Source organism: Candidatus Symbiopectobacterium endolongispinus (assembly GCF_018777385.1).
GTDB classification, from domain to species: domain Bacteria; phylum Pseudomonadota; class Gammaproteobacteria; order Enterobacterales; family Enterobacteriaceae; genus Symbiopectobacterium; species Symbiopectobacterium endolongispinus.
On record NZ_JAFJYB010000004.1, the window covers coordinates 357,337 to 380,839 of the forward strand.

A 23,503-nucleotide genomic window follows, 5' to 3' on the forward strand; every position below is an offset into this window, starting at 1 on the left:
CACCTGCAACCTCGCCTTTTACCCCCCCCGGCCAATCACCGCCTGAAACGCACTCACCTCGACGGCTTCCCGCGCATGCTGCACCAGCGCTTGCCAGAGGGGATGCTCAGAATGCTGTTCGAGAGAAAGTGCGACGCGCAGCAGTTCAGCGTCGGCCACCGCAGCTTCTGGCAGTACATCACTGACCGAAGGCTTACCTTCAGTGATGGTGCCTGTCCTATCCAGTACCAGTACCTGCAAGCGCTGCACTTGCTCTAACGCATTGGCATTGCGGAACAAGATACCGGCACGCGCCCCTTGCCCAGTACCCACCATGATCGCCGTCGGCGTCGCTAACCCCAGCGCACAGGGGCAGGCAATCGCCAGCACAGCTACCGCACTCACCAGGATGGAGGCCAAATCCCCGCTGATAAACCAGTGTGTCAGCCAGGTGAGCAGTGCGATCGCCACCACCACCGGCACAAACACCGACGAGATTTTATCTGCCAACCGCTGCACTGCGGCTTTTGAGCCCTGTGCGTCTTCGACCATACGAATGATACGCGCCAGCGCCGTATTTCTTCCCACACCGGTGGCTTTGACACGCAGCATGCCGCTTTGGTTAAGCGTCGCGCCAAACACCTCGGCACCCACCGCTTTCACCACCGGTACACTCTCACCAGTAAGCATTGATTCATTGACCTCCGAGAGGCCATCGAGAATGACGCCGTCAACAGGAATACTCTCGCCGGGACGCACCACAAAGATATCGCCGCTGTGCAGGCTGGTTACATCACGATCTTCAATTTCACCGTCCACTTCCACCACTTCCACATGTGCGATGGGCGGTTGCAGGTTTAGCAAACCTTCAATGGCGGCACCGGCTTCAAAATAGAGATGACCGTGCGGCGTGGTCAGCAACGTGAACAGACTGAACAAATAGGCCACGCTGGTCCCTAGCGTGACCAGCACGTCCATGTTGGAGGTGCCGCTGCGTAATGCAACTCCAGGCACAGCGGTAGAAATGGCGTCCGCTCCAGAACTGCACTGGCGTTGCCAGCAGTGCTTGCAGCCAACCGGGCAACAGATGCCCGCTGCCGAAAAACATCCCGACCATTTCCGCCATCAGCGGCACCGTGAGCACGGCAGCAATCAGAAATTCCCGGCGTTCACGCTGCCACGCGCGTTCGCGTCGTGCACGTTCTTCGCCACGCTGACCGCCCTCGACGGCATGGGCTTGAAAGCCACCCAGCTCAACCGCACGCACCATCTGTTCCGGGCTAACCACGCCGGGGCGATAGCGAACACTGGCTCGGCTGCTGGCAAACAGTACCGTCGCATGTACATCCGGTAGGGCTTCAAGTGCCGCCTGAATACGTTCGGCACAGCGTTCGCTGCTCATGCCGGAAAGTTCCAACGTCAGAGCCGACTTTATGTATCGCCGCGACCACATCCTGCACCGTGCTGCTTTCCCCTTGCAGCCGAACACGCGCACGCTCGCTGGCGAAATTGACATTGGCTTCCACCCCCGGCAAGCGGTTTAACACGCGCTCAAGACGCACAGCACAGGCCGCGCAGGACATGCCGCTGATTGGAAGGTGCAATGAGAGAGGATCGCTTGCATTAGTCATTTCGTTGTTATCCTTAGACTTTCCGTTAAAAGGCGTCGATATATGCCTTGTCGGCACGCTATCAGCGTGTGATTGCCGCGCAAAAAGATCTGGATGCGTTGCAGACCATCAATAACGAAATCGACAATAAGCTGCTGGAAAGCAGCAGTTTTATTCAGACACCAGACGCGCCGTTGCTGATGCTGGTGCAAGATCTGAAATGGCTGCGCAGTGACAAAGGCTGGATGCAGCGGCCCGCGTTATCAGAAGCTGAACTGATCGCCCAGCAGGCGATGTTTGACGATGCCGGTATGCAGCAGTATCGCTATCTGCACGCCGCCTTCCACTATTATCAGCAGCGGGATGCGGTGGCCACGCTGGCGTTAATTCCGGAAGAAACGGGCAAGGATCTGACGGACACCACCGACTTCAACCTCCAGGTACTGCGCGGTTTGGCGCTAGAGGTCGAACACGGCTGGCAGGCGGCAGAAACGCACTGGCGACATCTGCTGACGTTGAAAACCAACGAAACGCAGCAACAGTATCTGCAACTGTCGCTGGCAGAAACGCTGGTCAAAGCAGGCCACCATGAGGCTATTTTTGCGCCTGACAGCCCGGTCAAAAATTTGCGTTTCCGCTCTGCGGTGCTGAAAAGTGTTGCCAATGCCGACCTGCTGCGCCAACAAACCGGCGAACAACAAACCCATGAAGAACACGCCGTGGCACTGCACACGCTGCTGACCCAATCGCTGGTACACCGTGACTATGCGGCCTATCTCAAAGACAGCGAGCTGTTGCGCACCATCGCGCCATTAAAAAGCGCAGAAAACGCCAGTTGGAATATGGAAGACCTCACCGCCTTCACCTGGGATGGCAGCGATACCGAAGATGGGTATCAATGCCCGGCGCTGACCACGGTGGTATCCACGTTAAATAAACGGCCGAATGACGCTCACCCACCAATTGTCTGGGGGAGTTCTTTTTCCGTACCGGCAATGAGGTCGGATTCGATTGTGGTGAGAGCAATCAGCTGGAAGCATTAACCAACACACCCAGTCAATTCAACGGGAAAGTCTATTCCCGGTTGGATGCTTATCTGAAAGTGATTGCCGATCCGCAGGCGCCACCGGAAGACAAAAGCTACGCACTTTATCGCGCTATCTACTGCTATGCGCCCAGCGGCATGAACGATTGCGGCACACAAGAGATCAGCAAGGCAACGCGCAAAGCCTGGTTTACCCAGTTGAAAACCGAATTCAAAGGCAGCCAATGGGCCACGCAGCTCAAATATTATTGGTAGTCACCTACGTTCTGTTCACGAACGTCGCCCATGCTGAACGCGTCAACGCCGCCCATTACCAGGATTTTGGTTATGGGCGGCCGTCAAACCGCAGCCGGTGCTACATCAGGCACACACGCTCTACCTGCATCAGGGTGAAATCGCCCGCCGTCAGGGGAAAACCGTGTTTTTACGTCAAGGGTTACCGGCTAGCGCGATGCGGGTAGACAACCTGTGGCTCTCCTACCGCATTACCATGTTGGATCTTTCGGATAAACACCTGAACCGTATACTGAAAGAACAGGCACGCTGGCGCGCATTAGGTAACCAGGTGAAGGGTATCCAGATCGATTTTGATGCCCGCAGCTATCAGTTGGCTCGCTACGTGAAATTTCTACAAACCCTACGCCAGCGTTTGCCCGCCGATACACAGCTCAGCGTCACCGGGCTGTTGGACTGGGCTAAAACCGGGGATGTCGGCACGCTTAATCGGCTGGGCGGCGTTATCGATGAGTTGGTGGTACAGACTTATCAGGGCCGCTCGACGGTAACACGCTATGCGGAGTACCTGCCCGCCCTAATGAAACTGCAAATTCCATTCCGTCTCGGCCTGGTACAGCACGGGCAATGGGACGAACGCTGGCAGCGTCGATTGGCCGCCTCAGCGTATTACCGTGGCAACGTAGTGTTTCTCGTCAATCCGCCGCCAAATCCGTTTTGCCGCCACGCTTCGTAGCTGATGATGGCAACCGCATTCGAGAGGTTGAGACTACGATTATTCGACTGCATGGGAATGCGAATACGCTGTTCCGGCGTAAAACCGTTACGAATCGCATCCGGTAATCCGGCAGTTTCCGAACCGAACAGCAGTACATCCACCGGCTGATAGTCCGGTTGATCGTAAGGACGGCTGCCTTTGGTGGTACAGGCAAAAATGCGCTGACCGGCTACGGCAGCCAGAAAATCCTGATAATTTTTATGGCGGCTAACATTCGCCAGATCGTGATAATCCAGCCCGGCGCGGCGCGGCGCACCTTTTTCTCATCCGGATCGAAGCCCATCGGTTCAATCAGATGCAATTTGCAGCCATTATTGGCAACCAGACGGATGATATTACCGGTGTTCGGGGCAATTTGTGGCTCATAGAGCGCAATATGAAACATGAGAATAGGTCAAGCGTTTTCAGGCCGCCAGTATATAACACGCCGCCCCTGCCCCCGAAGCAGGAATTCAGACAACATGCCGCGACGTTTTTCGGCCAGACACGTACACTGTATACAGGAGGTACGTATCATGACCCGTTATCTGATTCCGATATTTTGTCTGGCCTTGGTGTCGCTGGGCACGCAGGCAAATACGCAAAGGCTCACCACCCAGCAACAACAACTTGAAAACGGTATTCCCAGCCAGCAGCGCCTGCAACAACAAATGCAGCAGAACTAGCAGTTGCAGCAACAGCGGTTGAATCAGGACATTCAGCGCCGTAGCGAGCAACAACAAGAGTTGCGGCGTCAGCTCCAGCAAAATCAGCAGCGGACGCAGCAGCAAAACCAGCCCCGCTACTGATCCGCTACAGACTCACCCCCATCAGCGCCAGAATCAACGGCGTGGTCAGTGCCGCCAGCGCTGTCGATAACAGCAGGCTGGCGGCAATGGGGCCGCCCAGTACGTTAAACTGCCGCGACATCAGGTAGAGGTTAACCCCTACCGCCATTGAGCCCAGCAGAACCACCACGCGGGTTTCCATTTCCGGCAGCCCAAGCATCACCGCCAGCCCCCAGATCACCAAAGGCTGCACCAGCAGTTTAAGCACGCACACCACCGCGCTGATTTGCCAGCCATCACGCACCCGGTATTCTGCCAGCCCCATACCGAGTGAAATCAGCGAAAGCGGCACTGCCGCCTGTGACAGCATCCCTACCGGTTGATCGACAAAATCCGGCAGGGAGAATCCGGTCAGACTGAACAGCGTGCCGGATAAGGTCCCGATAATCAGCGGGTTTTTCAGCACTCCGACCGCCGTTTTGCCAAATCCTTGCAGCGACAGCGCGCCGTTGCGCGCCCACTCTACCGACACGGTGACCAGCGTCCACAAAATCAGGCCATTAAACACCAACACCAGCGCCACAGAAGGCACCGCCTCTTTGCCAAGAATTGTGGTCGCCAGCGGCAACCCCAGCATGACGTTGTTGGAAAAGATACCGCTCAGCGCGAATACCGAGCCGGAGACGCCATCCAAATCAAACACCTTGCGGGCAACGATACGGCCAATCACGAACACGATCAGGCAACTGCCGAAAAACGCGATCAGCAATCGGGCATCCACCGGGGGTCGTTTGGAGAAATCACTCATCATGCGGAACAGCATGGCAGGCAGGGCAATAGAGAAGACAAAGCGGCTGACGCCATCGGTGAACGCGGTAGGCCATTTGGCAAACCGGATCAGGCTGTAGCCAAGAATAATCAATACAAACAGCGGTAGTGAAATCACCACCTGGTGCCAAAAGGAGAGTACAAAGGGGGACATAGGGTAATCCTTCAATGCCTCACTCAGCAGCGCCAGATAGCCTGAGTAATGTAAGCGCCCACTAACAAGTCCGGACACATCAGGCAACCTCGCACATACGAAAAGGCGCGCAATCACCGGCTTGTTAGACGAATTATTATTTCCCATGAGCATCGCTCTGGGGATATGGGCGGATTTAGCCGGCGAAAAACTCTGCGCCGATTAAATCTATCCGGTCTGTACAGATGCAGTCAACGCCCCAGGCTAGCAAATCACGCGCACGCGCCGGTGCGTTCACGGTATAAACCAAAATGCGTAGCCCAGACGCTTTCAGCAGCGCCACCCGTTGCGCATCCAGCAGTTCATGGTTGAGGTGGATGGAGACGCAGCCGAGATCGCGCGTCAGACGCAGCCAGTCCTCTTCCCACTCATCCAGCAACAGCCCGCGCGGCAGCGCTGGCACCGCCTGCTGTGCGACGATGCGACCGGTGAGGGTTTCTTGTCCGGTACTCGGTTTGATCTCGATGTTGGCCGCTAAGTCATACTGCTTGCAGCGCGCCGCCACGTCAGATAACAGAGGTGAGCGCTCACCAACAAATTGTTTGTTGTACCACCCACCTGCATCCAAACCCACCAGTTTATCCCAGGGCAAATCGCCCGCCACGCCCCAGCCGTTCGTGGTTCGCTCCAACGTATCATCATGCAGCAAAAAGATTTCGCCATCCTGAGAGAGCTTGGCATCAAACTCGATCATTTTATGCCCGTGATACGCCCCCATATCGATGGCGGCCAGCGTGTTCTCCGGTGCCAATGCGCCGCCGCGATGGGCGACAATTGCCGGATAAGGCCACTGTTTTCCATTATTCCACCCGCAATCCGCTTTCAGTATCAACAAAGAAATGCCACGCCTGCGCTGGCAGAGCCAGCCACAAGGTGTCGCCGCGCGCCGGGCTCTGTTCGTGGGAAAGGCGCACCACTACCAGCTGTTCCCCCCATGCACCGTGCGCCAGGTTATCCGCGCCCAGCAGCTCAAGGGTGGTCAGCAATAGCGGTATGCCACCCGCCTCACACGTGGTCAACTGAATATGTTCCGGTCTGACGCCCAACGTCAATGCCCGTCCGCCCCACGCTGGTTTTGCCACCGGTAACGGCAAGACAAACTCCGCGCTGAACATAAACTGTGTGCCGTCATCGCTGATGCGCCCGGCCCACAGATTCATGGCATGGGAGCCGATGAAACTGACGACGAACAGCGAGGCAGGACGGCGATAAATTTCCGTCGGCGGCCCAATCTGTTCGGCAATCCCTTTGTTCATAACAATCACGCGCTCTGCCAGCGTCATGGCTTCCACCTGATCGTGCGTGACATACAGGCTGGTGGTACGTAACCGCTGATGCAGTTGCTGGAGCTCAAGACGCATCTGCACACGCAGTTTAGCATCCAGGTTGGGGAGCGGTTCATCGAACAAAAATACCGCGGGCTCGCGCACGATAGCACGGCCCATGGCGACACGCTGACGCTGCCCGCCGGAAAGCTCGCGCGGTTTACGCTGCAACAGCGGCAGAAGTTCGAGAATACGCGCAGCATCTTCAACACGCTGGCGGATTTGCGCTTTACCAAAGCAGCGGATTTTCAGTCCATACGCCATGTTGTCATAGACGCTCATGTGCGGGTACAGCGAATAGTTCTGGAACACCATGGCGATACCATGATCTTTCGGTTCCCGCTCGGTCACCCGTTCGCCATCGATATAAATATCCCCGCTGGTAGTGCGTTCCAATCCGGCCACCATGCGCAGCAGGGTAGATTTACCACAGCTAGAAGGTCCCACCATCACCACAAACTCACCGTCCGCCACATCCAGATCGATGGGCTGAATTACCTGTGTTTTACCGTCATAGGATTTGGTGACGACCTGAAGTTTTAAACCTGCCATATCGTCTTATTTCTCACTATCCACCAGACCACGCACAAACCAGCGCTGCATCAACAGCACCACCAACAGCGGCGGCAACAACGTCATCAACATCGCCGCCATCACGTGGTTCCACTGGGTGGCGACATCGCCAGAGGCGATCATGCTTTTCAACCCAGCCACCGCGGTGCCAAGGTTGACGTCGTTGACGATCAGCAGTGGCCAGAGATACTGGTTCCAGTCGTAAATAAAGGTAATCACAAACAGCGCCGCCAGATTGGTACGCGAGAGCGGCAACATCATATCGAAAAAGAAACGCATCGGGCTGGCACCATCAATGCGCGCCGCCTCCATCAGTTCATCCGGCAGCGTCATAAAAAACTGCCGAAAGAGAAAGGTGGCGGTAGCCGAGGCCATCAGCGGCAGCGTCAAACCGGTCATGCTGTCCGTCATGTTCAAATGGGCAATCACTTCCACCGTCGGGAAGATACGCACTTCCACGGGCAGCATCAGCGTCAAAAAAATCATCCAAAAGAACAGCGAGCGGCACGGGAAACGAAAGTAGACAATGGCGTAAGCAGAGAGAATGGAGACGGTAATTTTGCCGAAGGTAATGGCTAACGCCATCACGGCGCTATTGAACAGCATCTTACCGAACGGCGCGTTGTTCGAACCGGCACCGTGGTGCCAGACATAAACCAGGTTATCCCACAGTTGGGTACCTGGGAGCAGCGTCATCGGCGTTTGAAACACCGCCTGATTGTCCAGCGTTGCAGCCACCACGGCGACATAGAGCGGAAACAGAATGGCGAGTACGCCGACTATCAGCATCAAATGGCTGAAGATATCCAGCCCGCGACGGTTTTCGATCATCGGTGCGCCCCTTAGTAATTGGCCTTGCGTTCCACAAAGCGGAACTGAAGGACTGTCAAGCCGACCAGCAGCAGCATCAACACCACCGACTGCGCCGCAGAGCTGGAAAGATCCAGACCGGCAAACCCTTCACGGTAAATTTTGAAGATCAGGGTGGTCGTAGCCTGCATCGGCCCGCCCGCCGTGGCAGCATCGATAATAGGAAAGGTGTCGAAAAAGGCATAAACCAGATTGACTACCAGCAGAAAGAAGCTAAACGGAGAAATCAGCGGCAGCACCAAATTGAAGAAACGGCGCACCAGACCTGCACCGTCAATGGCCGCGGCCTCCACCAGAGAGCGCGGAATGGACTGCAACGCGGCCAAGAAAAACAGAAAGTTATAGCTTATCTGCTTCCAGATGGACGCCAGCACCACCAGAAACATCGCCTGGCCACTGTGGGTGGCGTGATTCCAGTCATAACCCCACAGGCTTAAGCCATACGTGATTAATCCGCCGGGGCTGAATAAAAACATCCACAGCGCGGCCACCACCACCGGCGCCACCGCGTAAGGCAGAATAAACAGGGTTTGGTAAAGGCGGCGACAGCGCAACACATAATCCACCAACGCCGCCAGCAGTAACGACACGCCCATGCCGCACACGGTTACCAGCGAACTGAACACCATGGTGGTATAGAACGCGTCCAGATAGTAACTGTCGCTCATCAGATGGCGGAAGTTTTCCAGACCGACAAACTCGCTGGAGAGACCAAAGGGATCAATACGCTGCGTGGAATACAACAATGCCTGACCAGCGGGCCAGATAAAGAAAATCACCGTGATAGCCAGTTGGGGAAACACTAACGCATAAGGTAACCAGCTACGGCCAAAGACAGGGCGGGATGAGGTCATGCCACATACTCAATCAAAGAAGGGGAAAACAAAGCGACATCTGTCGCCCTCCGTCATTCCCGTACAGGCGGGAATGACGAGAAAGTGCCTGTGACCTTACTTAGTGGACTGCTCGAAGCGACGCAACAACACGTTGCCGCGCTCAACCGCCGTATCCAACGCTTGCTGCGGCGTTTTCTTACCGGTCCAGACGCTTTCCAGCTCTTCTCATCCACGATGGTACGGATCTGCGGCATATTGCCTAAACGCAGCCCTTTGGTGAAAGCCAATGGTGGCTTGTTCAGCATCTGACGCGTCGCAATGTCCGCACCGGGGTTCTTCTCATAGAAACCCTGCTGCTTGGTCAACTCATACGCGGCGGTGGTGATCGGCAGATAGCCGGTCTTCTGGTGCCATTCGGCGGCCATTTCCGGCTGTGCCAGGAACTGCATAAACTGAGCAACGCCTTTGTAAGTGGCATCGTCTTTACCGCCCATCACCCACAGGCTGGTACCACCGATAATGGCGTTCTGCGGCGCATTCGGCACCCCAGCGTCATACGGCATCATTCCTACGCCATAGTTGAATTTGGCGTGAGCGCGGATGTTAGCCAACGAACCGGAAGACGCGGTGGTAATGGCGCAATCACCGTTGTAGAACTTCTCGGTCGACTCATCCTTGCGGCCATAGTAAGTGAAGTCCCCTTTCTTGTTCATGTCCTGCAACAGTTGGATATGCTTGATTTGCGTCGGCTTGTTGAATTCCAGTACCGCATCCGTGCCGTCGAAGCCGTTATTTTTGCTGGCAATCGACAAAGCATGCCAGGCGCTGAAGTTTTCAATCTGGATCCAACCCTGCCAGCCGCTGGCGTAGCCGCACTTCATGCCTGCCGCGCGCAGCTTGGCCGTATACTCTGCCATTTGCTGCCAGGTTTTCGGTGGCTGTTCTGGGGCCAGCCCGGTTTTTTTGAAGGCATCTTTGTTGTAGTAAAGCACCGGGGTTGAGCTGTTGAACGGCTGTGATAGCAGGTGTCCCGTTTTTGCGTCGGCGTAGTAACCGGAGACGGTCGGCACAAACACACTCTCATCAAAGTCGATCCCAGCATCTTTAAATACCTGATACACCGGTTTTATCGCCTTGCTCGCCATCATCGTGGCGGTACCCACTTCATACACCTGAAGGATGGCGGGCGCGTTACCGGTGCGGTAAACCGCAATCCCTGCCGCCAGGCTCTGCTCATAGTTGCCTTTGTAAACCGGCACAATTTTGACATCGGGGTGCGATTGGTTAAAACGCGTTGCCAGTGAATCCACCGTTTTTCCCAGTTCGCCTTCCATCGAATGCCAGAAAGGGATCTCGGTCACCGCGTTGGCGTTAGCCTGATACGCCAACGTCAGCGCCACTAGAACTGCTGCATTACGCAGCGTCCGTGTCTTAAGCGCGTTAAACATGCCTGTCTCCTACCATAAAGGTGAGCACCTGTGCAAAGGGGGCGTTTCTTGGTCGAGGGGTAACATGGCACGGACGCATGACAGCAAGATAACCAAACGATGACACCCGCATGACACCCTGCCTGTCACGCTCGCGTAGCAGAATTACCGACAATATTTGTGGCCCATATCGCGGTTCGGGATAAATGTTTACCAACGGGGTGCCGATACCAAATACATCATCTGTTTTTTTACTCATTTACCGCGTGAAATCACACAGCAAACGAATAATAAAGTAAATAAACCATTGATGATGCAAGCATAAAGATAACTGTGCGTTCGCAACACCGTTCTCGTGAATGGACGCAATGAGCAATGCCAGGGTGACTCACCTCTTCTTATGCCGTGCAGAGGCTAACCTGCTTTACCGACAAACTCGAAAAAAATGGGGAACATATGCATAGCATACGCAACATCAAATTGGGAACATTACTCGGCAGTTGGTTCGCTGCCGTGATTATTATCGGCGTGCTGGTCGCGGGTTTTGGCCGCATGCATCTTGCCGGTTTGGGCCAAACCACCGACAGCCTCACCAAACAGCATCTGAATAACCTGTTTGTATTACAGGAACTGAAAGACAACCTGAACGTCACCATTAAAGCCACGCTGCGTATGCTGCTGATGACGGACAAAAAAGAGCTGAGCGACAGCCAGGCATTGATTGGAAAAACCAGCGCACAAAACGGTAAGTTAGTGGAAAAACTGGAAGCTAATCTGCATGCGAAAGAAGTGCGCGCCATCTTGGGTGAACTTCAGCAAAATCGCGTCGCCTTTGCCAAACTGGGATGTGAAGCGATCGGCATGACGCTGACAGATCGTCAGGCAGAAGCAGCTGTACTGGTTAAAAGTCAGTTGGAACCGGTGCAAACTGCCATGTTTGGCAACCTCAATACAATGATCCAACTACAAAAAGATCTCACTACCCAGATAGCGACCAACGCCGTGGCTGAAGCAGAAGAGAATGGTAACAGCCTGCTGATGCTGGCAGCCCTTTCCGCCCTGTTAGCCGCCGTTATAGCCTGGTTCATCACCCGCCACATCAAAAAGTTGCTGGGCGGCGAACCGCTCTACGCCATGCAGGTGGTGCAAGAAATTGCGCAGGGTAATCTGGCCGTTCCGGTAACGCTCGCCGACGCGGACAACAGCAGCCTGCTGGCCGCCATGAACCACATGCGTGACAGTCTGAGCAAGCTGGTGATTCAGGTGCGGGAAAGCAGCGAGTCTATCTCGACCGGTGCCAGTGAAATCGCCGCAGGCAGCACCGATCTCAGTCAGTGTACCGAAGAGCAGGCTGCCGGCCTGCAACAAACGGCGGCTTCGATGGAACAGATCAGCCAGACGTTGCAGCAAAACACTGATACGGTACGCTCCGCTACCGACCTTGCCAACACCGCTAGCAACACCGCCGCCAAAGGCGGAGAAGCGGTGGGCAATATCGTGCGTACCATGACCGAGATTCGCGACAGTTCCCATAAAATCAGCGACATTATCACCTTGATCGACTGGATTGCCTTCCAGACCAACATTCTGGCCCTGAACGCGGCGGTAGAAGCGGCTCGTGCCGGGGAGCAAGGCCGTGGTTTCGCCGTGGTGGCAGGTGAGGTCCGTTCGCTGGCACAGCGCTCGGCATCGGCGGCCAAAGAGATCAAAACGCTGATTCAGGATAGCGTTAGCCGCGTAGAAACGGGCTCGAAGCTGGTCACCGATGCTGGAGAAACCATCGATGATTGGTGCGCCAGTCGCGTCATGTGGCAGATATGATTGATGAGATTAGTGTCACCACTCGGGAGCAGGGTTCTGGCATTCACCAGATCAATGATGCCATCACCCAACTGGATCAGGTCACACAGCAAAACGCGGCGCTGGTGGAGCTGATGAGCGCCTTTCAGGTAGAAGGTGGCGCATTCCAGTACCGCGCCTCAACACGTCCCACTGCGGCACCTATGGCCCTGGGACATAAATAACCGCATCACACACAATATCGGCGATGTCACCATCATCGGTGGCATCGTTTATAACGGTATACAGAGAAAGATACCGCCAACGTGATACTGAATACGCCTTGCGCGAAAGCGTTATTCTTTTTTATTAAGCCAAATTAAAGGAGTATTTGATTACATTATTAGCAACATCATAAAAAATAAAATAAATCGTTAACCATCAGTCACTATTATTTCTCCCACCTGTAAAACCACCTCTTTTTAGCCGTTTATTTTCCCTGGAACATTCCTGATAATGGTGCGTTATTTCGCCCAACAACAAAAAAACGTGCCCCACAGCCGCTATTTACATAAAACATCCCTCCCCTATGGCGCAAATACGGCATTACAGAAATTCGCGTCCCACAGGACATTGTTTAATTAAGGGATGTTATGCACATTATAAACACCATGAAGATAGGCACCCGATTAGACGCCGGCTTTAGCGGCGGCGTTGCCAGAGGCATTAGTCTCCTTTCTGGCCACCGGTACGCTGCGTCAGGCACACAACGTCGCAGACCCGATTGCCAAAATCGGCGTTACCACGCAGGAACAGGAATCGGGCATTGCACAAATCCATGATGCGATCGCCCAGCTCGATCAGGTCACACAACAAAATGCCGCGTTGGTGGAAGCATCTGCCAGCGCCGCTGACAGCCTCAACGAACAGCTGGACAATCTGGTTGATTTGATGCGCGTATTTCGCATGCGCTCGGGCAGTCATGTACAACGTCAATCGTTACCGCCACCGGCACCTATAAAAGCCATCGTCACGCCAACGCTCAAGCTAACGCAGGGGCACAGTGGGAACGCTTCTAACCTTATCACCATAACTCTCGGCACGGCATTTAATAACGGGAGCGTCATTCCAGTGAAAAGTACGTTTTTTTGATAGTTTATATTATCGCTCACTAAGCAAAATTAAATGAAGCACAGGCCCGTACACCAGAAACGATTTCCCTTAATACAGCACAATATCTTTCCGCATTAAACCAAGCTGACGCTCCATTCTATTATTTACCGATTTTTCTCGCGCTTATCTTTTCAGCAGATATCCATTAATAATCACGCACAAGACGCGCATTAAGGACGCCGCCACACATCAGGACTATATAAGGAATAAGGACGCCTATGCGATTTATTAAAAAGATGAAAGTCAGCACCATGTTGGGCTCGGGCTTTGCGTCAGTGATTATCATCAGCCTGTGCGTGACCATTCTTGGTCGCTCCCAGTTGATTTCACTGGGGAATGACATTGAACTGCTCGCCAACCGTTCGCTTAATAATCTGTTAATCACTCAGGAATTAAAAACCGGATTTGATGCCGTCGCCAGCTCCGTGCGCAATATGGCGTTGTATCAGGATCGTGCACGGAAACAGGAAGAGAAGCAGGTGATTGACCTTACGATTGCCCGCAATACTGAACTTCTGGAAACATTGAACCACAATGCCAGTATCCCCGCCGGTAAAGCACTGTTGGCACAGTTCGCTCAGGTACACCCAGCCTATATGAAAGCAGTCAGCGAAGTCGTTGCCCGGGAACTCAGCGATAACCCGGAAGAAAAAATGAAGCTGGACGAGATGCGGCGCGCGCAGTTACCCGTGTTCGAAACGCTGGATGATATGATTACACTGCAAAAAAATCAGGCGATAAAGCTGGCCCAACAAGCCATGACGCAGGCCAGCAATGGCGGAAACCTGATGTTGCTTCTGGCGCTACTGGCAACGGGATTGGGTGCGCTGATCGCATTCCTGATAGCCTATACCTTGAGAAAGCAGCTGGGTGGCGAACCGGCCTATGCAACCATCATCACCCAGCAAGTCGCTCAAGGTGATTTGGCCGCAGAGATTACCCTGCGCGAGAACGACAGCAGCAGCATGTTTGCCGCCATGAACACCATGCGTAACAGTTTGAGCGCCATGGTGGAACAGGTTCGCCACAGTAGCGAATCCATCGCCACCGGCTCCAGTGAGATTGCCATCGGCAGTACCGACCTGAGTCAACGCACAGAAGAGCAGGCGGCGAATTTGCAGCAAACCGCCGCCGCGATGGAACAGATAAGCCAGGCGGTACGTCAAAATGCCGATGCGGTGCACAGTGCCACACAGCTCGCTAATCAGGCCAGCGCCACGGCAGCGAAAGGCGGAGAGGCCGTTAACCAGATCGTAGCAACCATGAAAGCCATTACCACCAGTTCCGGCCAAATCAGCGATATTATCGGCGTGATTGACGGCATTGCGTTTCAAACCAACATTCTTGCACTAAACGCCGCCATCGAAGCCGCCCGCGCAGGCGAGCAAGGGCGCGGTTTTGCCGTGGTGGCCGGTGAGGTTCGTTCGCTGGCGCAGCGCTCAGCCTCCGCCGCCAAGGAAATCAAAACGCTGATCCATAACAGCGTCGAAACCGTGAATGCCGGATCTACGCTGGTTGAAGAGACGGGCAGCACCATTGCAGCGTTGGTGACTCAGGCCATTGAAGTCGCCCACCTGATCGCCACCATCGGGGGAACCACGCGGGAACAAGGGTCGGGCATCGAGCAGGTTCACAGTGCAATCAATCAGCTCGATCGCGTGACTCAGCAAAACGCCGCGTTGGTCGAACAGTCGGCCAGCGCGGCCGGAAGCCTGAACGATCAGGCGGCCAACCTGGTGTCACTGATGCAAATGTTCCGCATTGCCTCAAACAGCAAAGCATTACCGCCCCACACCACGCCCCAAAGCCCCCCGTCAGCACGCGAACTCCCGCTACCACAGGGCAGCCGGGAGAACTGGACACAGTTTTAGCGCACAAGCTCCCAGACCGCGCTGGGAGCCGCCTCAGGCGTAGGCCAACACGTCACGCTCTGCGGCAACCGTATTCACCAGCCGCCCAATCTGGCTGATTTCCACTTCAACCACATCACCGGCTTTCATAAACAGCGGCGGCGTGCGCTTTTTCCCCACGCCCCCCGGTGCCAGCGGCGTAAAGCGCGAAATGTAGGCAATCAGCTCCGCCACGGGGCGCACCATATTGTTGGTGGTATCATGCTGCACGCGAACGCCACTCAGGAAGGTGCTGATATCCAACTGTTGCGGATCGCCAATCTCATCAGTAGTGACCATCCAGGGACCAAATCCGCCGGTATGGCGCCAGTTTTTGCCTGAGGTGAACCAGGTGTATTGCATATCGCGCACCGAGCCATCCATAAAGCAACTGTAGCCTGCCACCACGTCCAGCGCGGCTTCACAACTGACATTATCCGCGTGCTGAACGATAACCACGGCCAGTTCACCTTCATAGTCAAACTCGTTGCTCAATTCCGGTTTCATCAGCGGCTGACGGTGGGCAGACAACGTATCGGCAAAACGGATAAACAGGGTTGGCGCATCAACGGTTTGTTGGAACTCAATGCGTTTTTCCATGTAGTTCATGCCAACACACAGGATTTTTCCCGGCTGTTCAATCACCGGCAAAAAAAGTGACTTGTTCAAAACGAAAGTCCGGCGTGCCCTGCACCGCCTCAAACTGTTTCAACGCACCGGCGCGCAGTGCAGCGGGGATATCCGCATAGCTGTCGGAAAAGCGCCGTCCCAGATCGATGATGCCGTCAGCATCGATACGCCCATAGGTCTTTTGCCGGTTTTCCGGGTTAATAAAACTTGCCAGTTTCATAGGTTACCTTCAGTGTTTCAGGGTGGCGCTGTGCGCCAGAACTCATTTGATAAAGCGAATCTTCTCGTTGATGGCTGCAATCACCGGCGCTTTGAGGGCGTTGTAGACCTTCTTGTTTTGCTCGAACAGGTTATTGCCGTGAGTATCGATAGAGATAATCAACGGACCAAAGGCTTTCACCCGGTTTACCCACAGCGTTTCGGGCATACCAAGATCGCGCCACTGGGCATCCTCAATCTCTTCAACGCAGGTCGCGGCAAGCACCGCACAGCCGCCGGGGAACATGGCGTGCACCGCCTTGAAGGTTTTGCAGCCCTCTTCAGTGTTCGGCCCCATACCGCCTTTACCAACAATCAGCTTCACGCCGGTTTGTTCGATAAACTCTTTCTCAAATTTTTCCATGCGCATGCTGGTGGTTGGCCCGATGGAGATCATTTCAAAGCCGCCATCATCCTTTTCCACCACAATCGGCCCGGCGTGGAAAATAGCGCCTCCGCGCAGATCGACTGGTAATTCGCGGCCCAACTCAATCAGACGACGGTGAGCAACGTCGCGGCAAGTCACCAGCGTACCGGTCAGGTACACCACGTCGCCAATGTTCAGTTCGGTCAACGCTTCATCGCTAATCGGAGTAGTAAGCACTTTTTTCATAGTACGGCGCCTTTATGGGAAAGAATTTCATAGGCCAAATCAGCGGAGAAACGGATGGTTCCACGACGGTGCGCCCAGCATCCGGTCGACACCGCCACACCAATGGTGGAAGGGTGGTGCGCAGAGGACTCGATATTGACGCCCATCACCGATGAGGCACCGCCCAGCCCATGCGGACCCAGGCCCACGCTGTTCAGCCCCTCTTCCAGCAGCTTCTCCATCTTCGCTGCATCGGCATTTGGGTGGGACGAATCTACCGGACGCAGAATCGCTTTTTTCGACAACCGCGCCGCCGTTTCCACCGACGTGGAGACCCCGACGCCAACCAACAGCGGCGGGCAAGCATTCACGCCGTAAGAAGTGATCACATCAAACACGAACTGGTTAACGCCTTCATAGCCCTGGCCCGGCATCAATACTTTCACGGCACCCGGCAATGAACAGCCGCCCCTCTGCCATATAGACGGGTCTTCCCCTATCATGGTGGGAGACTCATAACAACATGTTTAACCTGCCGTAATGGAACATCACTGCCACCTTAAAGCGTTCTTTGTTCCGGTATCCTCTGGACTTGATCCGCAGCAGCCTTATCTTGCTGTTTAGTGACTCTGCATTACCGTTTGATACCCTGTGTTTCATGGCATTCAGGATCCCGTACAGTCGTTTACGTAACGTCCGGGCGGCGCTGCTTAGTAGCGGGACACCAACGTCTTTTGCCATCCCTATCCATTCCAGCCACAGACGCCTGCTGTGTTCGTCATACCGGCGGTTCCAGAGTTCCCGGGCCAGCGCCTTCATTGCCCAGCAACGGCTGGTATCAGGCAGAACCATCTGCGCTGCTTCCAGTCTTTCTGCTATTCGACCATGACGTTTATGGCGACCGTACAACCACAGATAACGGGAACGATGTGCACTTTTTCGTGCCGGTAACGGGATGGTTTTCATCTCCAACTGTCGTGTTTTATCTACGACGGCACAGAGCATTTTCGCTACATGGAAGTGGTCGAACGCGATCTTCTCCACCGCGTTAGGCAGATGGAGCCGCGCTGCGCTTATATAGGATAGATTCATGTCCATCGACAGGGTTTTAATGGATTCAATCTGGCGGTCACCCAGACTCCGGAGATAGCCAGCAAGACTTTCAACTCCGCGATCATCTTTGAGTTCCAATGCCTGTCCTTGGGTATCAGAGATAACGGTGACGTACTGATGCCCCTTTTTGAAAGCGACCTCATCAACACAGAGATGACGTGCGGCCTGAGGTGTTTTTCGACGGGCCAGTCCACGCTTAACCGCCCGTTGCATAATATTATCGACAGCATTCCAGCTCAGCCTCAGCTGTTTCCTGACGGCATCCACGGTGCTGATTTTCAGCCATGAGATAACGAACGACTCGAACAACAGCGTATACCGGCTACCGGGGCCGGCCCATGGAACAGACAGCGTCTGGTAGCCATGCTCCGGGCACATAATACGGGGTACATCAGCTTCGACTATTGTCGCGAACTGACAGGTATCGAGATGGCGCCATTTACGATGTCGGTGATCGTGAATAGGACAAGATTTCCCGCAGGTTGGACAGGTTAACTGAGTGTTTTTCGCAATCTCAACTGTAACGGTAACAGAACCGGCATTTTCATCGAGAGAAAGAGACTTTACCTGCCACGGAATAGACAGGTTGAGGATATGAGCGTAGAGAGACTTTTCGTCCATGGTGGTGACCTCTGGCGATTTAATACGCCATTATCATGCCTTCAGCCACCACAACAAGGGAAGACCCATATAAATGCAGGTGATGTGACGCACAAATCCCTGGGAGAATGGGATGAGCAAGCATTCGATCGTCTAATGAACACTAATCTTAAAGGTCCCTTTTTCTTGATCAGGGCACTGCTCCCTATGCTTTCTAATCCCTCTTCCGTCATTATTTGTGGCTCAGTGAGCGCTCGGATTGGTCTTCCACAAAGTAGTGCTTACGCAGCAAGTAAAGCCGCGCTACTGTCTCTGGCACGAACACTTTCTGCGGAGCTTCACCCCCGTGGGATCCGGGTAAATGGCTTAAGCCCTGGACCTACTGAAACACCAGCATTGAACAAACTGAGTGGTGGGCAACATGAAGATAAGCTCAGAGAAGATATTCGAGCTCTGGTACCTATTGGTCGTTTAGTAACACCGTATGAACTAGCTAAAGCGGCAGTTTTTCTTGCTTCTGATGAATCATCATTTGTCGTTGGTACAGAGTTGCTGGTGGATGGCGGGGTTGGTAATCTTCAGCTGAATAATATACCTACAAGATTATGTGTCACTTACTGACTGTGAAGGACACATAATCCGCTTCTGGCACGAAACTGCCAGCCTAAAAGCTAGATGGGCCAGCTATGAGCGAGGCGCGGACCTTAGTAACCGCCTTCTAAACAATGAATACTGATACTGTAAATATTCACTCTAAACACAAGTTAATATCGAAATTATCAGCATCATATAAATTACTCTCGGTACAGTTGCATCCGCGGTACTGATCACATAATCTAATGATAACTATAAAAATATTTTTAAGGTCCGTATATGGAATGGGGATGCACAAAGTGTGGGGTGGGAATACCCCAGGACAGAGAGTTTTGCGATAAATGTGAAGAAAAACATTTCAGAAAAATTGGAGGGTTTCTGTTTTTACCCCTAATAGGACTCGTAGTTACTGCTGCTTCTTATCTGTTTGTAATGGCAGATACGTTTAACGTTATGACAGAAAACTATTCGCACCTGAGCGCAAATGCAAAAATCTTCTTCATATCCTCTCTTGCTATTTATATTGGAGAGTTTTTATTTGCAGCCACAGTCCTTTCATTTTTCTTAAAAAAGAAAAAGTTTCTGCCAAAGCTTTTTATTTTCTTTATGATATCAGTCGTGGCAATAATGTCATTAAATGTCTACATGCTTTACATTCTAATCCCCGGCGTTAAAATTGGACACCATGAACTTGCCCCAATTTTTAGAAATGTAATATCGGCTCTTATTTGGATTCCATATTTTATTACATCAGTTCGTGTAAAAAGAACATTTATCCGATAGGAAGCCGCATTACTGACTTCCCATTACCGATTATTGAAAATGCAGAGTGCTCCCCCCAATAATCAAAACAGAGCGGACACTATTAACGTCCGCTCTTGGCTCGGGGCGGGCAGAAAGTAAGGTCATAAGGTCAGTTATGAGCGAGAGGCGGTACTTTTAGTTAGCTCCGCATGGATGACTAATGAGTTAAAAGAATACTAACGGCCCCTAAACCCTGACTACAAAGGGTGAGTATATTCTTATGCCCCACCCATCTTCTTTCTGCTGCCCAATTATAAGTTGGCACCAAGCCCCTCTTTTTTCTTTTCAGACCACTGATGACCGCAGTCTTTACAACGATAGTCATATTTATTGATAGTAAGCGTTGCGCTGACGGCTCGAGTATTAACTCCTCTCGAATTCTTCTCCTGAACTTTTACATATCCTTTAAAACGCTCTAACTCAGTAATATTATAAACAGCGAAATTAAGAGCCTTGCAGCGAGAACAGCGTTTACGGATAAATTTATTCCAGATGAAAATTGCAAAGATGGCCACAACGATCAGAAAAGAAATCATTTTTATAGTATTTGCTCTATTCAATTCTGATTGAGCGATGTGTTTTCTCTTGATTTCTGAATTGGCAATTTCTTTCTCTTTCTCGGCTTTTTTCTGATTTTCAATTAATAATGTTTGCTGTTGCAGCTTTTCCTGTTCCTTTATTTTCGCGTTGGATTGTTGGATCCAATACTTAAATCGTGGAATGTTTTCAATAAAAATATTTATATCTCGAGCTTGAAAAACTGAATCATCTTCTGGTTCGGTTTTTTAAATTTCTTTTAACATAAAAGGATCCGGTTGACTCCAAATCAGCATCGATCTCTTTATTTAATCTAAATTCCACGTAAGAAAAATCACTATCTGTCCACTGAATAATTGGTTTGCCAAATAGCTTATTATGAGGATTGCTCCAATACGCTTCGGATAACAAAGTTGAAGAGTTATGAATTAATGTTATATCAAATAGTATTTGAATAGGGTTGTCAGCGGAAAGTTTTGGTTCTTGAATTTTATTTTCACGATACGAGGTACTCATTGGCAAAGCTGTAGATATCGGCAAAGCTACCGAACTTAGATCCTTCACCCCATGTTGACTATTTATATTTCGCAAAATTTCCAATTGTTTTTGATACACACTGATGAGGCATTCTACCTGTGAATCACAGTTTTCACGTGGCCCATGAAGCCAAGTTTGTTGAATTTTTTTATATTGGGATTGTGTAAAACAGCCTGTCGATACTCGAACGATAAGCTTTCATCCATTGACGAAAGTTGTTCATTTCCACAGATTGCAAACTCGACAGCAAGCGTGGCTTTGTCGCAATTAAAGCTGGCTGAGTAATCAATTGTAAAACCCATAAAAAAACAAACAGCGTTAGTGTGATTTTTTTTTAAAAAAACTCTCATTTTTGAGTCCATATTTTAAGAGATGTAAATTCACGAGTTTATATAGACAATGGACAGGAAATCTTTAGGCTTAAAACCTAATAACCTGAGGAAAACGTTGTCTGGGAATAATGTCAGCACAGTATTATAAGCACGTACACTAGTATTGAATTTTTCGCGTCTGTTGGTAATGTCTGTTTCTACATCTGCCAGTTCAGTTAGCAATTGATTATACAATCCGTCAGCTTTCAGCTCTGGAAATGCCATTCTCAAATAAGCAAGTCGATCAACTATAGGTTGGCCTTTTGATGGTTCTCCACGGCCAAAATAAAAACTAACGTTTTCAGTTGTTCCTTTTTCGTGTAAGCCATATGAGTCTACAATTGCGACCATTTTTGTGATCAAATACCCTTTCTTTTTGCGAAGGATTTCGATATTAGATCTGTTTTCAGGGATTATATTTTTTAGTCTAATGGCCTTATTATAAATTGAAATGACATAAGTGAACCCAATTATCAATATGCTTGCTAAACCGATAAAATATTTATCCATATCCATAAGAACCCCCTAATGCTGAAAACAACAAATACAACCAAGAATGCAATATACAGGCCTCTCTATTTTACACTTTCTCCCCTCGATGGGGAAGTTATAATAAAATACAGGGGTGATTATTTTATGAACTTACAGAGTTTTAAATAAATCTGATTCAGATACTCGGACTATTCAAATATCTGCTTTTAGCTCATTCCTGACAAGGACAGTGCATTTTATTCGCCCTTTTTTCTTTGAACAAAAGCGGCACGAGCATACTTGATCGTTGCAAGGTTTTCTTCAGCCCACACCCACACACCACAAAATGCAGCCCCCAGACTGAGACCAAGATCCGTCAACTGGTATTCCACTTTTGGTGGTACGACAGGATAAACCGTACGAATAACCAGTCCTTCTCGTTCCATATCTCTCAGCGTTTGCGTAAGCATTTTCTGGCTGATACCAGCCACGTGTTTTGTCAGTTGCGTAAAGCGCAGTTTGCCATGTTCTGCCAGTACTTCGAGGATCAGCATTGTCCACTTGTCAGCAACCCTTGCGATGACATCATTAACCAGCGCTTCAACGAGAGGGTCTGGTTTATCTGCCTGCGAGAGCTTTTTCCGGACATCTTCATGACGGAGTACGTTATCGCTCATACTCTTACTCTCTTTTAGGGGGTTATAGCCCTTTTGGACGGTTTGTTTCAGGAAGTATGCGGTAAATCGAATTTTCTTTCCAGAATGAAATCGCTCACCGCCTCGCTACGCCTAAATTTAACCGAAAGGTAAGTAGGGTACTTTTCAGTGCCTACTTCCTAAAAGACATAAATGCTCTTACTGTCTGAAGCGTACCTACTCTTACTCCAACCCAAAAGGCACACTTCAACATGAAAACAGCAGATAACACCATACTTATCACCGGGGGTGGCTCGTGCATTGGCCGGGAACTTGCCTTGCGCTTCCACGAACTGGGCAATACCGTCATTGTTAGCGGCAGGCGCTTGCAGTCCCTCAGGGAGACGATTGCAGGAAGAGCAAATATGCATGCGATTGAGCTTGATATCGATGATCCAGCAGACATTAGCGCGTTTGCACTGCGAGTCGTGGATGAGTATCCAGCCCTTAACATCCTGATAAACAATGCAGGTATTATGCGTTACGACGATCTCAGTTCAAAGGGCGATTTGCTTGATGCTGAGGCGCATATTACTACCAATTTACTCGGACCTGTCCGTCTCACTAACGCTCTGCTTGACCATCTTAAAAGCCGCTCGGACGCTGTCATTGTCAATGTTTCGTCCGGTCTGGCGTTTGTACCGCGCACTGACGCAGCAATCTATAGCGCAACCAAAGCGGCTATCCATTCCATGACCCAATCTTTACGCCATCGACTCACCGGGCAGATAGAAGTCATCGAACTGGTTCCACCCGCAGTCCAGACTGAACTTACGCCAGGTCAGGCCAACCGGGAGGGATATCTGCCGCTCAAGGCGTTTATCGATGAGGTGATGACGCTCTTTTGCGAAAAGCCAACGCCTGAAGAAATCATTGTCGAACGCGCCCGGTTGCAGCGACTGGCCGAACGGGAAGGACGCTTTGATCAGGTATTTGAACGGATCAATGGGCATTGAGAACGATAGCAAGCCTGCGAACCAGGACGAGCGGCGCCC

Annotated in this window: 21 protein-coding genes and 7 pseudogenes; 9 read left to right on the forward strand and 19 right to left on the reverse strand. The window is 51.8% G+C overall.

The genetic code is table 11. The annotated features are described in order from the left end of the window. Window positions 1-18: 18 nt before the first annotated feature. From JZM30_RS17240 to JZM30_RS17250, 3 genes are read right to left on the reverse strand one after another with little or no spacing between them, the layout of a single operon-like run. Window positions 19-957, reverse strand: a complete 939-nt coding sequence (locus JZM30_RS17240; protein WP_252320175.1) for an HAD-IC family P-type ATPase — start codon at window positions 955-957, stop codon at window positions 19-21. Next, complete coding sequence (locus JZM30_RS17245) at window positions 866-1,381, reverse strand: cation transporter (RefSeq protein WP_252320177.1); 516 nt, start codon at window positions 1,379-1,381, stop codon at window positions 866-868. Before JZM30_RS17245 ends, JZM30_RS17240 begins: the two co-directional genes overlap by 92 nt. After that, window positions 1,338-1,610 carry a cation transporter gene (locus JZM30_RS17250; protein ID WP_252320179.1) on the reverse strand — a complete coding sequence of 91 codons (273 nt, stop codon included), beginning with the start codon at window positions 1,608-1,610 and terminating at the stop codon, window positions 1,338-1,340. The genes JZM30_RS17245 and JZM30_RS17250 overlap by 44 nt, the downstream gene beginning before the upstream one ends. Before the next feature lie 47 nt (window positions 1,611-1,657). Here JZM30_RS17250 and JZM30_RS17255 point away from each other — a divergent pair, with 47 nt between their 5' ends. The 3 genes and pseudogenes from JZM30_RS17255 (at window position 1,658) to JZM30_RS17265 (ending at window position 3,604) form a co-directional block, all read left to right on the forward strand. Further along, on the forward strand, window positions 1,658-2,632 hold the full coding sequence (locus JZM30_RS17255) for a hypothetical protein (protein WP_252320181.1): 975 nt from the start codon (window positions 1,658-1,660) through the stop codon (window positions 2,630-2,632). 41 nt (window positions 2,633-2,673) lie between these two features. Further along, window positions 2,674-2,889: a hypothetical protein gene (locus tag JZM30_RS17260; protein WP_252320183.1), complete on the forward strand. Its 216-nt coding sequence runs from the start codon at window positions 2,674-2,676 to the stop codon at window positions 2,887-2,889. Continuing rightward, window positions 2,859-3,604 (forward strand): annotated as a pseudogene (locus JZM30_RS17265) (DUF3142 domain-containing protein). The gene JZM30_RS17260 and the pseudogene JZM30_RS17265 overlap by 31 nt, the downstream one beginning before the upstream one ends. Here the strand turns inward: JZM30_RS17265 and JZM30_RS17270 are convergent. The 8 genes and pseudogenes from JZM30_RS17270 to ugpB form a co-directional block, all read right to left on the reverse strand. After that, a pseudogene (locus tag JZM30_RS17270) lies at window positions 3,538-4,031 on the reverse strand (tRNA (cytidine(34)-2'-O)-methyltransferase). The pseudogenes JZM30_RS17265 and JZM30_RS17270 overlap by 67 nt on opposite strands. Window positions 4,032-4,098: 67 nt before the next feature. After that, window positions 4,099-4,416 (reverse strand): hypothetical protein, encoded by a 318-nt coding sequence (locus JZM30_RS17275; protein WP_252320185.1) that lies wholly within the window; start codon window positions 4,414-4,416, stop codon window positions 4,099-4,101. A gap of 22 nt (window positions 4,417-4,438) precedes the next feature. After that, complete coding sequence (locus tag JZM30_RS17280; RefSeq protein WP_252320611.1) at window positions 4,439-5,395, reverse strand: AEC family transporter; 957 nt, start codon at window positions 5,393-5,395, stop codon at window positions 4,439-4,441. Between the two features lie 175 nt (window positions 5,396-5,570). After that, on the reverse strand, window positions 5,571-6,260 hold the full coding sequence (locus JZM30_RS17285; RefSeq protein ID WP_252320613.1) for a glycerophosphoryl diester phosphodiesterase: 690 nt from the start codon (window positions 6,258-6,260) through the stop codon (window positions 5,571-5,573). Then, on the reverse strand, window positions 6,235-7,311 hold the full coding sequence (locus JZM30_RS17290; RefSeq protein WP_252320187.1) for a sn-glycerol-3-phosphate import ATP-binding protein UgpC: 1,077 nt from the start codon (window positions 7,309-7,311) through the stop codon (window positions 6,235-6,237). The genes JZM30_RS17285 and JZM30_RS17290 overlap by 26 nt, the downstream gene beginning before the upstream one ends. Before the next feature lie 6 nt (window positions 7,312-7,317). Further along, window positions 7,318-8,163, reverse strand: coding sequence for a sn-glycerol-3-phosphate ABC transporter permease UgpE (gene ugpE, locus JZM30_RS17295; protein WP_252320188.1), 846 nt, complete (start codon window positions 8,161-8,163; stop codon window positions 7,318-7,320). Between the two features lie 11 nt (window positions 8,164-8,174). Then, window positions 8,175-9,056, reverse strand: a complete 882-nt coding sequence (ugpA, locus tag JZM30_RS17300; protein WP_252320189.1) for a sn-glycerol-3-phosphate ABC transporter permease UgpA — start codon at window positions 9,054-9,056, stop codon at window positions 8,175-8,177. Between the two features lie 96 nt (window positions 9,057-9,152). Then, window positions 9,153-10,486: pseudogene (gene ugpB, locus JZM30_RS17305) on the reverse strand (sn-glycerol-3-phosphate ABC transporter substrate-binding protein UgpB). Window positions 10,487-10,921: 435 nt separating this feature from the next. Between ugpB and JZM30_RS17310 the strand changes: the two are divergent. The 3 genes and pseudogenes from JZM30_RS17310 (at window position 10,922) to JZM30_RS17320 (ending at window position 15,288) form a co-directional block, all read left to right on the forward strand. Next, window positions 10,922-12,489, forward strand: a pseudogene (locus JZM30_RS17310) (methyl-accepting chemotaxis protein). Between the two features lie 508 nt (window positions 12,490-12,997). Continuing rightward, window positions 12,998-13,396: pseudogene (locus JZM30_RS24815) on the forward strand (hypothetical protein); the annotation flags it as partial. Between the two features lie 239 nt (window positions 13,397-13,635). Beyond that, window positions 13,636-15,288: a methyl-accepting chemotaxis protein gene (locus JZM30_RS17320; protein ID WP_252320190.1), complete on the forward strand. Its 1,653-nt coding sequence runs from the start codon at window positions 13,636-13,638 to the stop codon at window positions 15,286-15,288. A gap of 33 nt (window positions 15,289-15,321) precedes the next feature. Here the strand turns inward: JZM30_RS17320 and JZM30_RS17325 are convergent. The 4 genes and pseudogenes from JZM30_RS17325 to JZM30_RS17340 form a co-directional block, all read right to left on the reverse strand. After that, window positions 15,322-16,156, reverse strand: a pseudogene (locus tag JZM30_RS17325) (fumarylacetoacetate hydrolase family protein). 42 nt (window positions 16,157-16,198) lie between these two features. After that, window positions 16,199-16,807: a L(+)-tartrate dehydratase subunit beta gene (ttdB, locus tag JZM30_RS17330; RefSeq protein WP_252320191.1), complete on the reverse strand. Its 609-nt coding sequence runs from the start codon at window positions 16,805-16,807 to the stop codon at window positions 16,199-16,201. Next, window positions 16,804-17,256, reverse strand: a pseudogene (locus tag JZM30_RS17335) (fumarate hydratase); the annotation flags it as partial. The gene ttdB and the pseudogene JZM30_RS17335, both read right to left, overlap by 4 nt. A gap of 43 nt (window positions 17,257-17,299) precedes the next feature. Then, window positions 17,300-18,520 carry an ISL3 family transposase gene (locus JZM30_RS17340; RefSeq protein WP_252317149.1) on the reverse strand — a complete coding sequence of 407 codons (1,221 nt, stop codon included), beginning with the start codon at window positions 18,518-18,520 and terminating at the stop codon, window positions 17,300-17,302. Between JZM30_RS17340 and JZM30_RS17345 the strand changes: the two genes are divergently transcribed. Together JZM30_RS17345 and JZM30_RS17350 are read left to right on the forward strand one after the other, a co-directional pair. After that, complete coding sequence (locus tag JZM30_RS17345) at window positions 18,494-19,120, forward strand: SDR family oxidoreductase (protein WP_252320192.1); 627 nt, start codon at window positions 18,494-18,496, stop codon at window positions 19,118-19,120. The genes JZM30_RS17340 and JZM30_RS17345 overlap by 27 nt on opposite strands. Before the next feature lie 252 nt (window positions 19,121-19,372). Beyond that, window positions 19,373-19,876 (forward strand): DUF2569 family protein, encoded by a 504-nt coding sequence (locus JZM30_RS17350; RefSeq protein ID WP_252320193.1) that lies wholly within the window; start codon window positions 19,373-19,375, stop codon window positions 19,874-19,876. A 272-nt stretch (window positions 19,877-20,148) separates the two neighbouring features. Here the strand turns inward: JZM30_RS17350 and JZM30_RS17355 are convergent, their stop codons facing one another. The 4 genes from JZM30_RS17355 to JZM30_RS17370 all read right to left on the reverse strand — a co-directional run bounded on the left by JZM30_RS17355 (window position 20,149) and on the right by JZM30_RS17370 (window position 22,490). Next, entirely contained in the window at window positions 20,149-20,433 is a 285-nt protein-coding gene (locus JZM30_RS17355; RefSeq protein ID WP_252320194.1) for an FmdB family zinc ribbon protein, read from the reverse strand. A 229-nt stretch (window positions 20,434-20,662) separates the two neighbouring features. Beyond that, window positions 20,663-21,049 (reverse strand): hypothetical protein, encoded by a 387-nt coding sequence (locus JZM30_RS17360; RefSeq protein ID WP_252320195.1) that lies wholly within the window; start codon window positions 21,047-21,049, stop codon window positions 20,663-20,665. A 302-nt stretch (window positions 21,050-21,351) separates the two neighbouring features. Beyond that, window positions 21,352-21,858 carry a LemA family protein gene (locus JZM30_RS17365; protein WP_252320197.1) on the reverse strand — a complete coding sequence of 169 codons (507 nt, stop codon included), beginning with the start codon at window positions 21,856-21,858 and terminating at the stop codon, window positions 21,352-21,354. Between the two features lie 212 nt (window positions 21,859-22,070). After that, the gene (locus JZM30_RS17370) at window positions 22,071-22,490 is read right to left on the reverse strand and encodes a winged helix-turn-helix transcriptional regulator (protein WP_252320199.1); all 420 of its coding nucleotides are present in this window, start codon (window positions 22,488-22,490) and stop codon (window positions 22,071-22,073) included. 230 nt (window positions 22,491-22,720) lie between these two features. Here JZM30_RS17370 and JZM30_RS17375 point away from each other — a divergent pair, with 230 nt between their 5' ends. Beyond that, window positions 22,721-23,464 carry an SDR family oxidoreductase gene (locus JZM30_RS17375; RefSeq protein WP_252320201.1) on the forward strand — a complete coding sequence of 248 codons (744 nt, stop codon included), beginning with the start codon at window positions 22,721-22,723 and terminating at the stop codon, window positions 23,462-23,464. Window positions 23,465-23,503 lie beyond the last annotated feature (39 nt).

Bases quoted from the DNA above. Each gene is read 5' to 3' on its own strand.
- JZM30_RS17375 (WP_252320201.1), top strand. From the start codon at position 22,721: ATGAAAACAGCAGATAACACCATACTTATCACCGGGGGTGGCTCGTGC.
- JZM30_RS17350 (WP_252320193.1), top strand. From the start codon at position 19,373: ATGGAATGGGGATGCACAAAGTGTGGGGTGGGAATACCCCAGGACAGA.
- JZM30_RS17340 (WP_252317149.1), bottom strand. From the start codon at position 18,520: ATGGACGAAAAGTCTCTCTACGCTCATATCCTCAACCTGTCTATTCCG.
- JZM30_RS17345 (WP_252320192.1), top strand. From the start codon at position 18,494: ATGAGCGTAGAGAGACTTTTCGTCCATGGTGGTGACCTCTGGCGATTT.
- JZM30_RS17290 (WP_252320187.1), bottom strand. From the start codon at position 7,311: ATGGCAGGTTTAAAACTTCAGGTCGTCACCAAATCCTATGACGGTAAA.
- JZM30_RS17365 (WP_252320197.1), bottom strand. From the start codon at position 21,858: ATGGATATGGATAAATATTTTATCGGTTTAGCAAGCATATTGATAATT.
- JZM30_RS17370 (WP_252320199.1), bottom strand. From the start codon at position 22,490: ATGAGCGATAACGTACTCCGTCATGAAGATGTCCGGAAAAAGCTCTCG.
- ugpE (WP_252320188.1), bottom strand. From the start codon at position 8,163: ATGATCGAAAACCGTCGCGGGCTGGATATCTTCAGCCATTTGATGCTG.
- JZM30_RS17250 (WP_252320179.1), bottom strand. From the start codon at position 1,610: ATGACTAATGCAAGCGATCCTCTCTCATTGCACCTTCCAATCAGCGGC.
- ttdB (WP_252320191.1), bottom strand. From the start codon at position 16,807: ATGAAAAAAGTGCTTACTACTCCGATTAGCGATGAAGCGTTGACCGAA.
- JZM30_RS17240 (WP_252320175.1), bottom strand. From the start codon at position 957: ATGGACGTGCTGGTCACGCTAGGGACCAGCGTGGCCTATTTGTTCAGT.
- JZM30_RS17320 (WP_252320190.1), top strand. From the start codon at position 13,636: ATGCGATTTATTAAAAAGATGAAAGTCAGCACCATGTTGGGCTCGGGC.
- JZM30_RS17355 (WP_252320194.1), bottom strand. From the start codon at position 20,433: ATGATTTCTTTTCTGATCGTTGTGGCCATCTTTGCAATTTTCATCTGG.
- JZM30_RS17245 (WP_252320177.1), bottom strand. From the start codon at position 1,381: ATGAGCAGCGAACGCTGTGCCGAACGTATTCAGGCGGCACTTGAAGCC.
- JZM30_RS17280 (WP_252320611.1), bottom strand. From the start codon at position 5,395: ATGTCCCCCTTTGTACTCTCCTTTTGGCACCAGGTGGTGATTTCACTA.
- ugpA (WP_252320189.1), bottom strand. From the start codon at position 9,056: ATGACCTCATCCCGCCCTGTCTTTGGCCGTAGCTGGTTACCTTATGCG.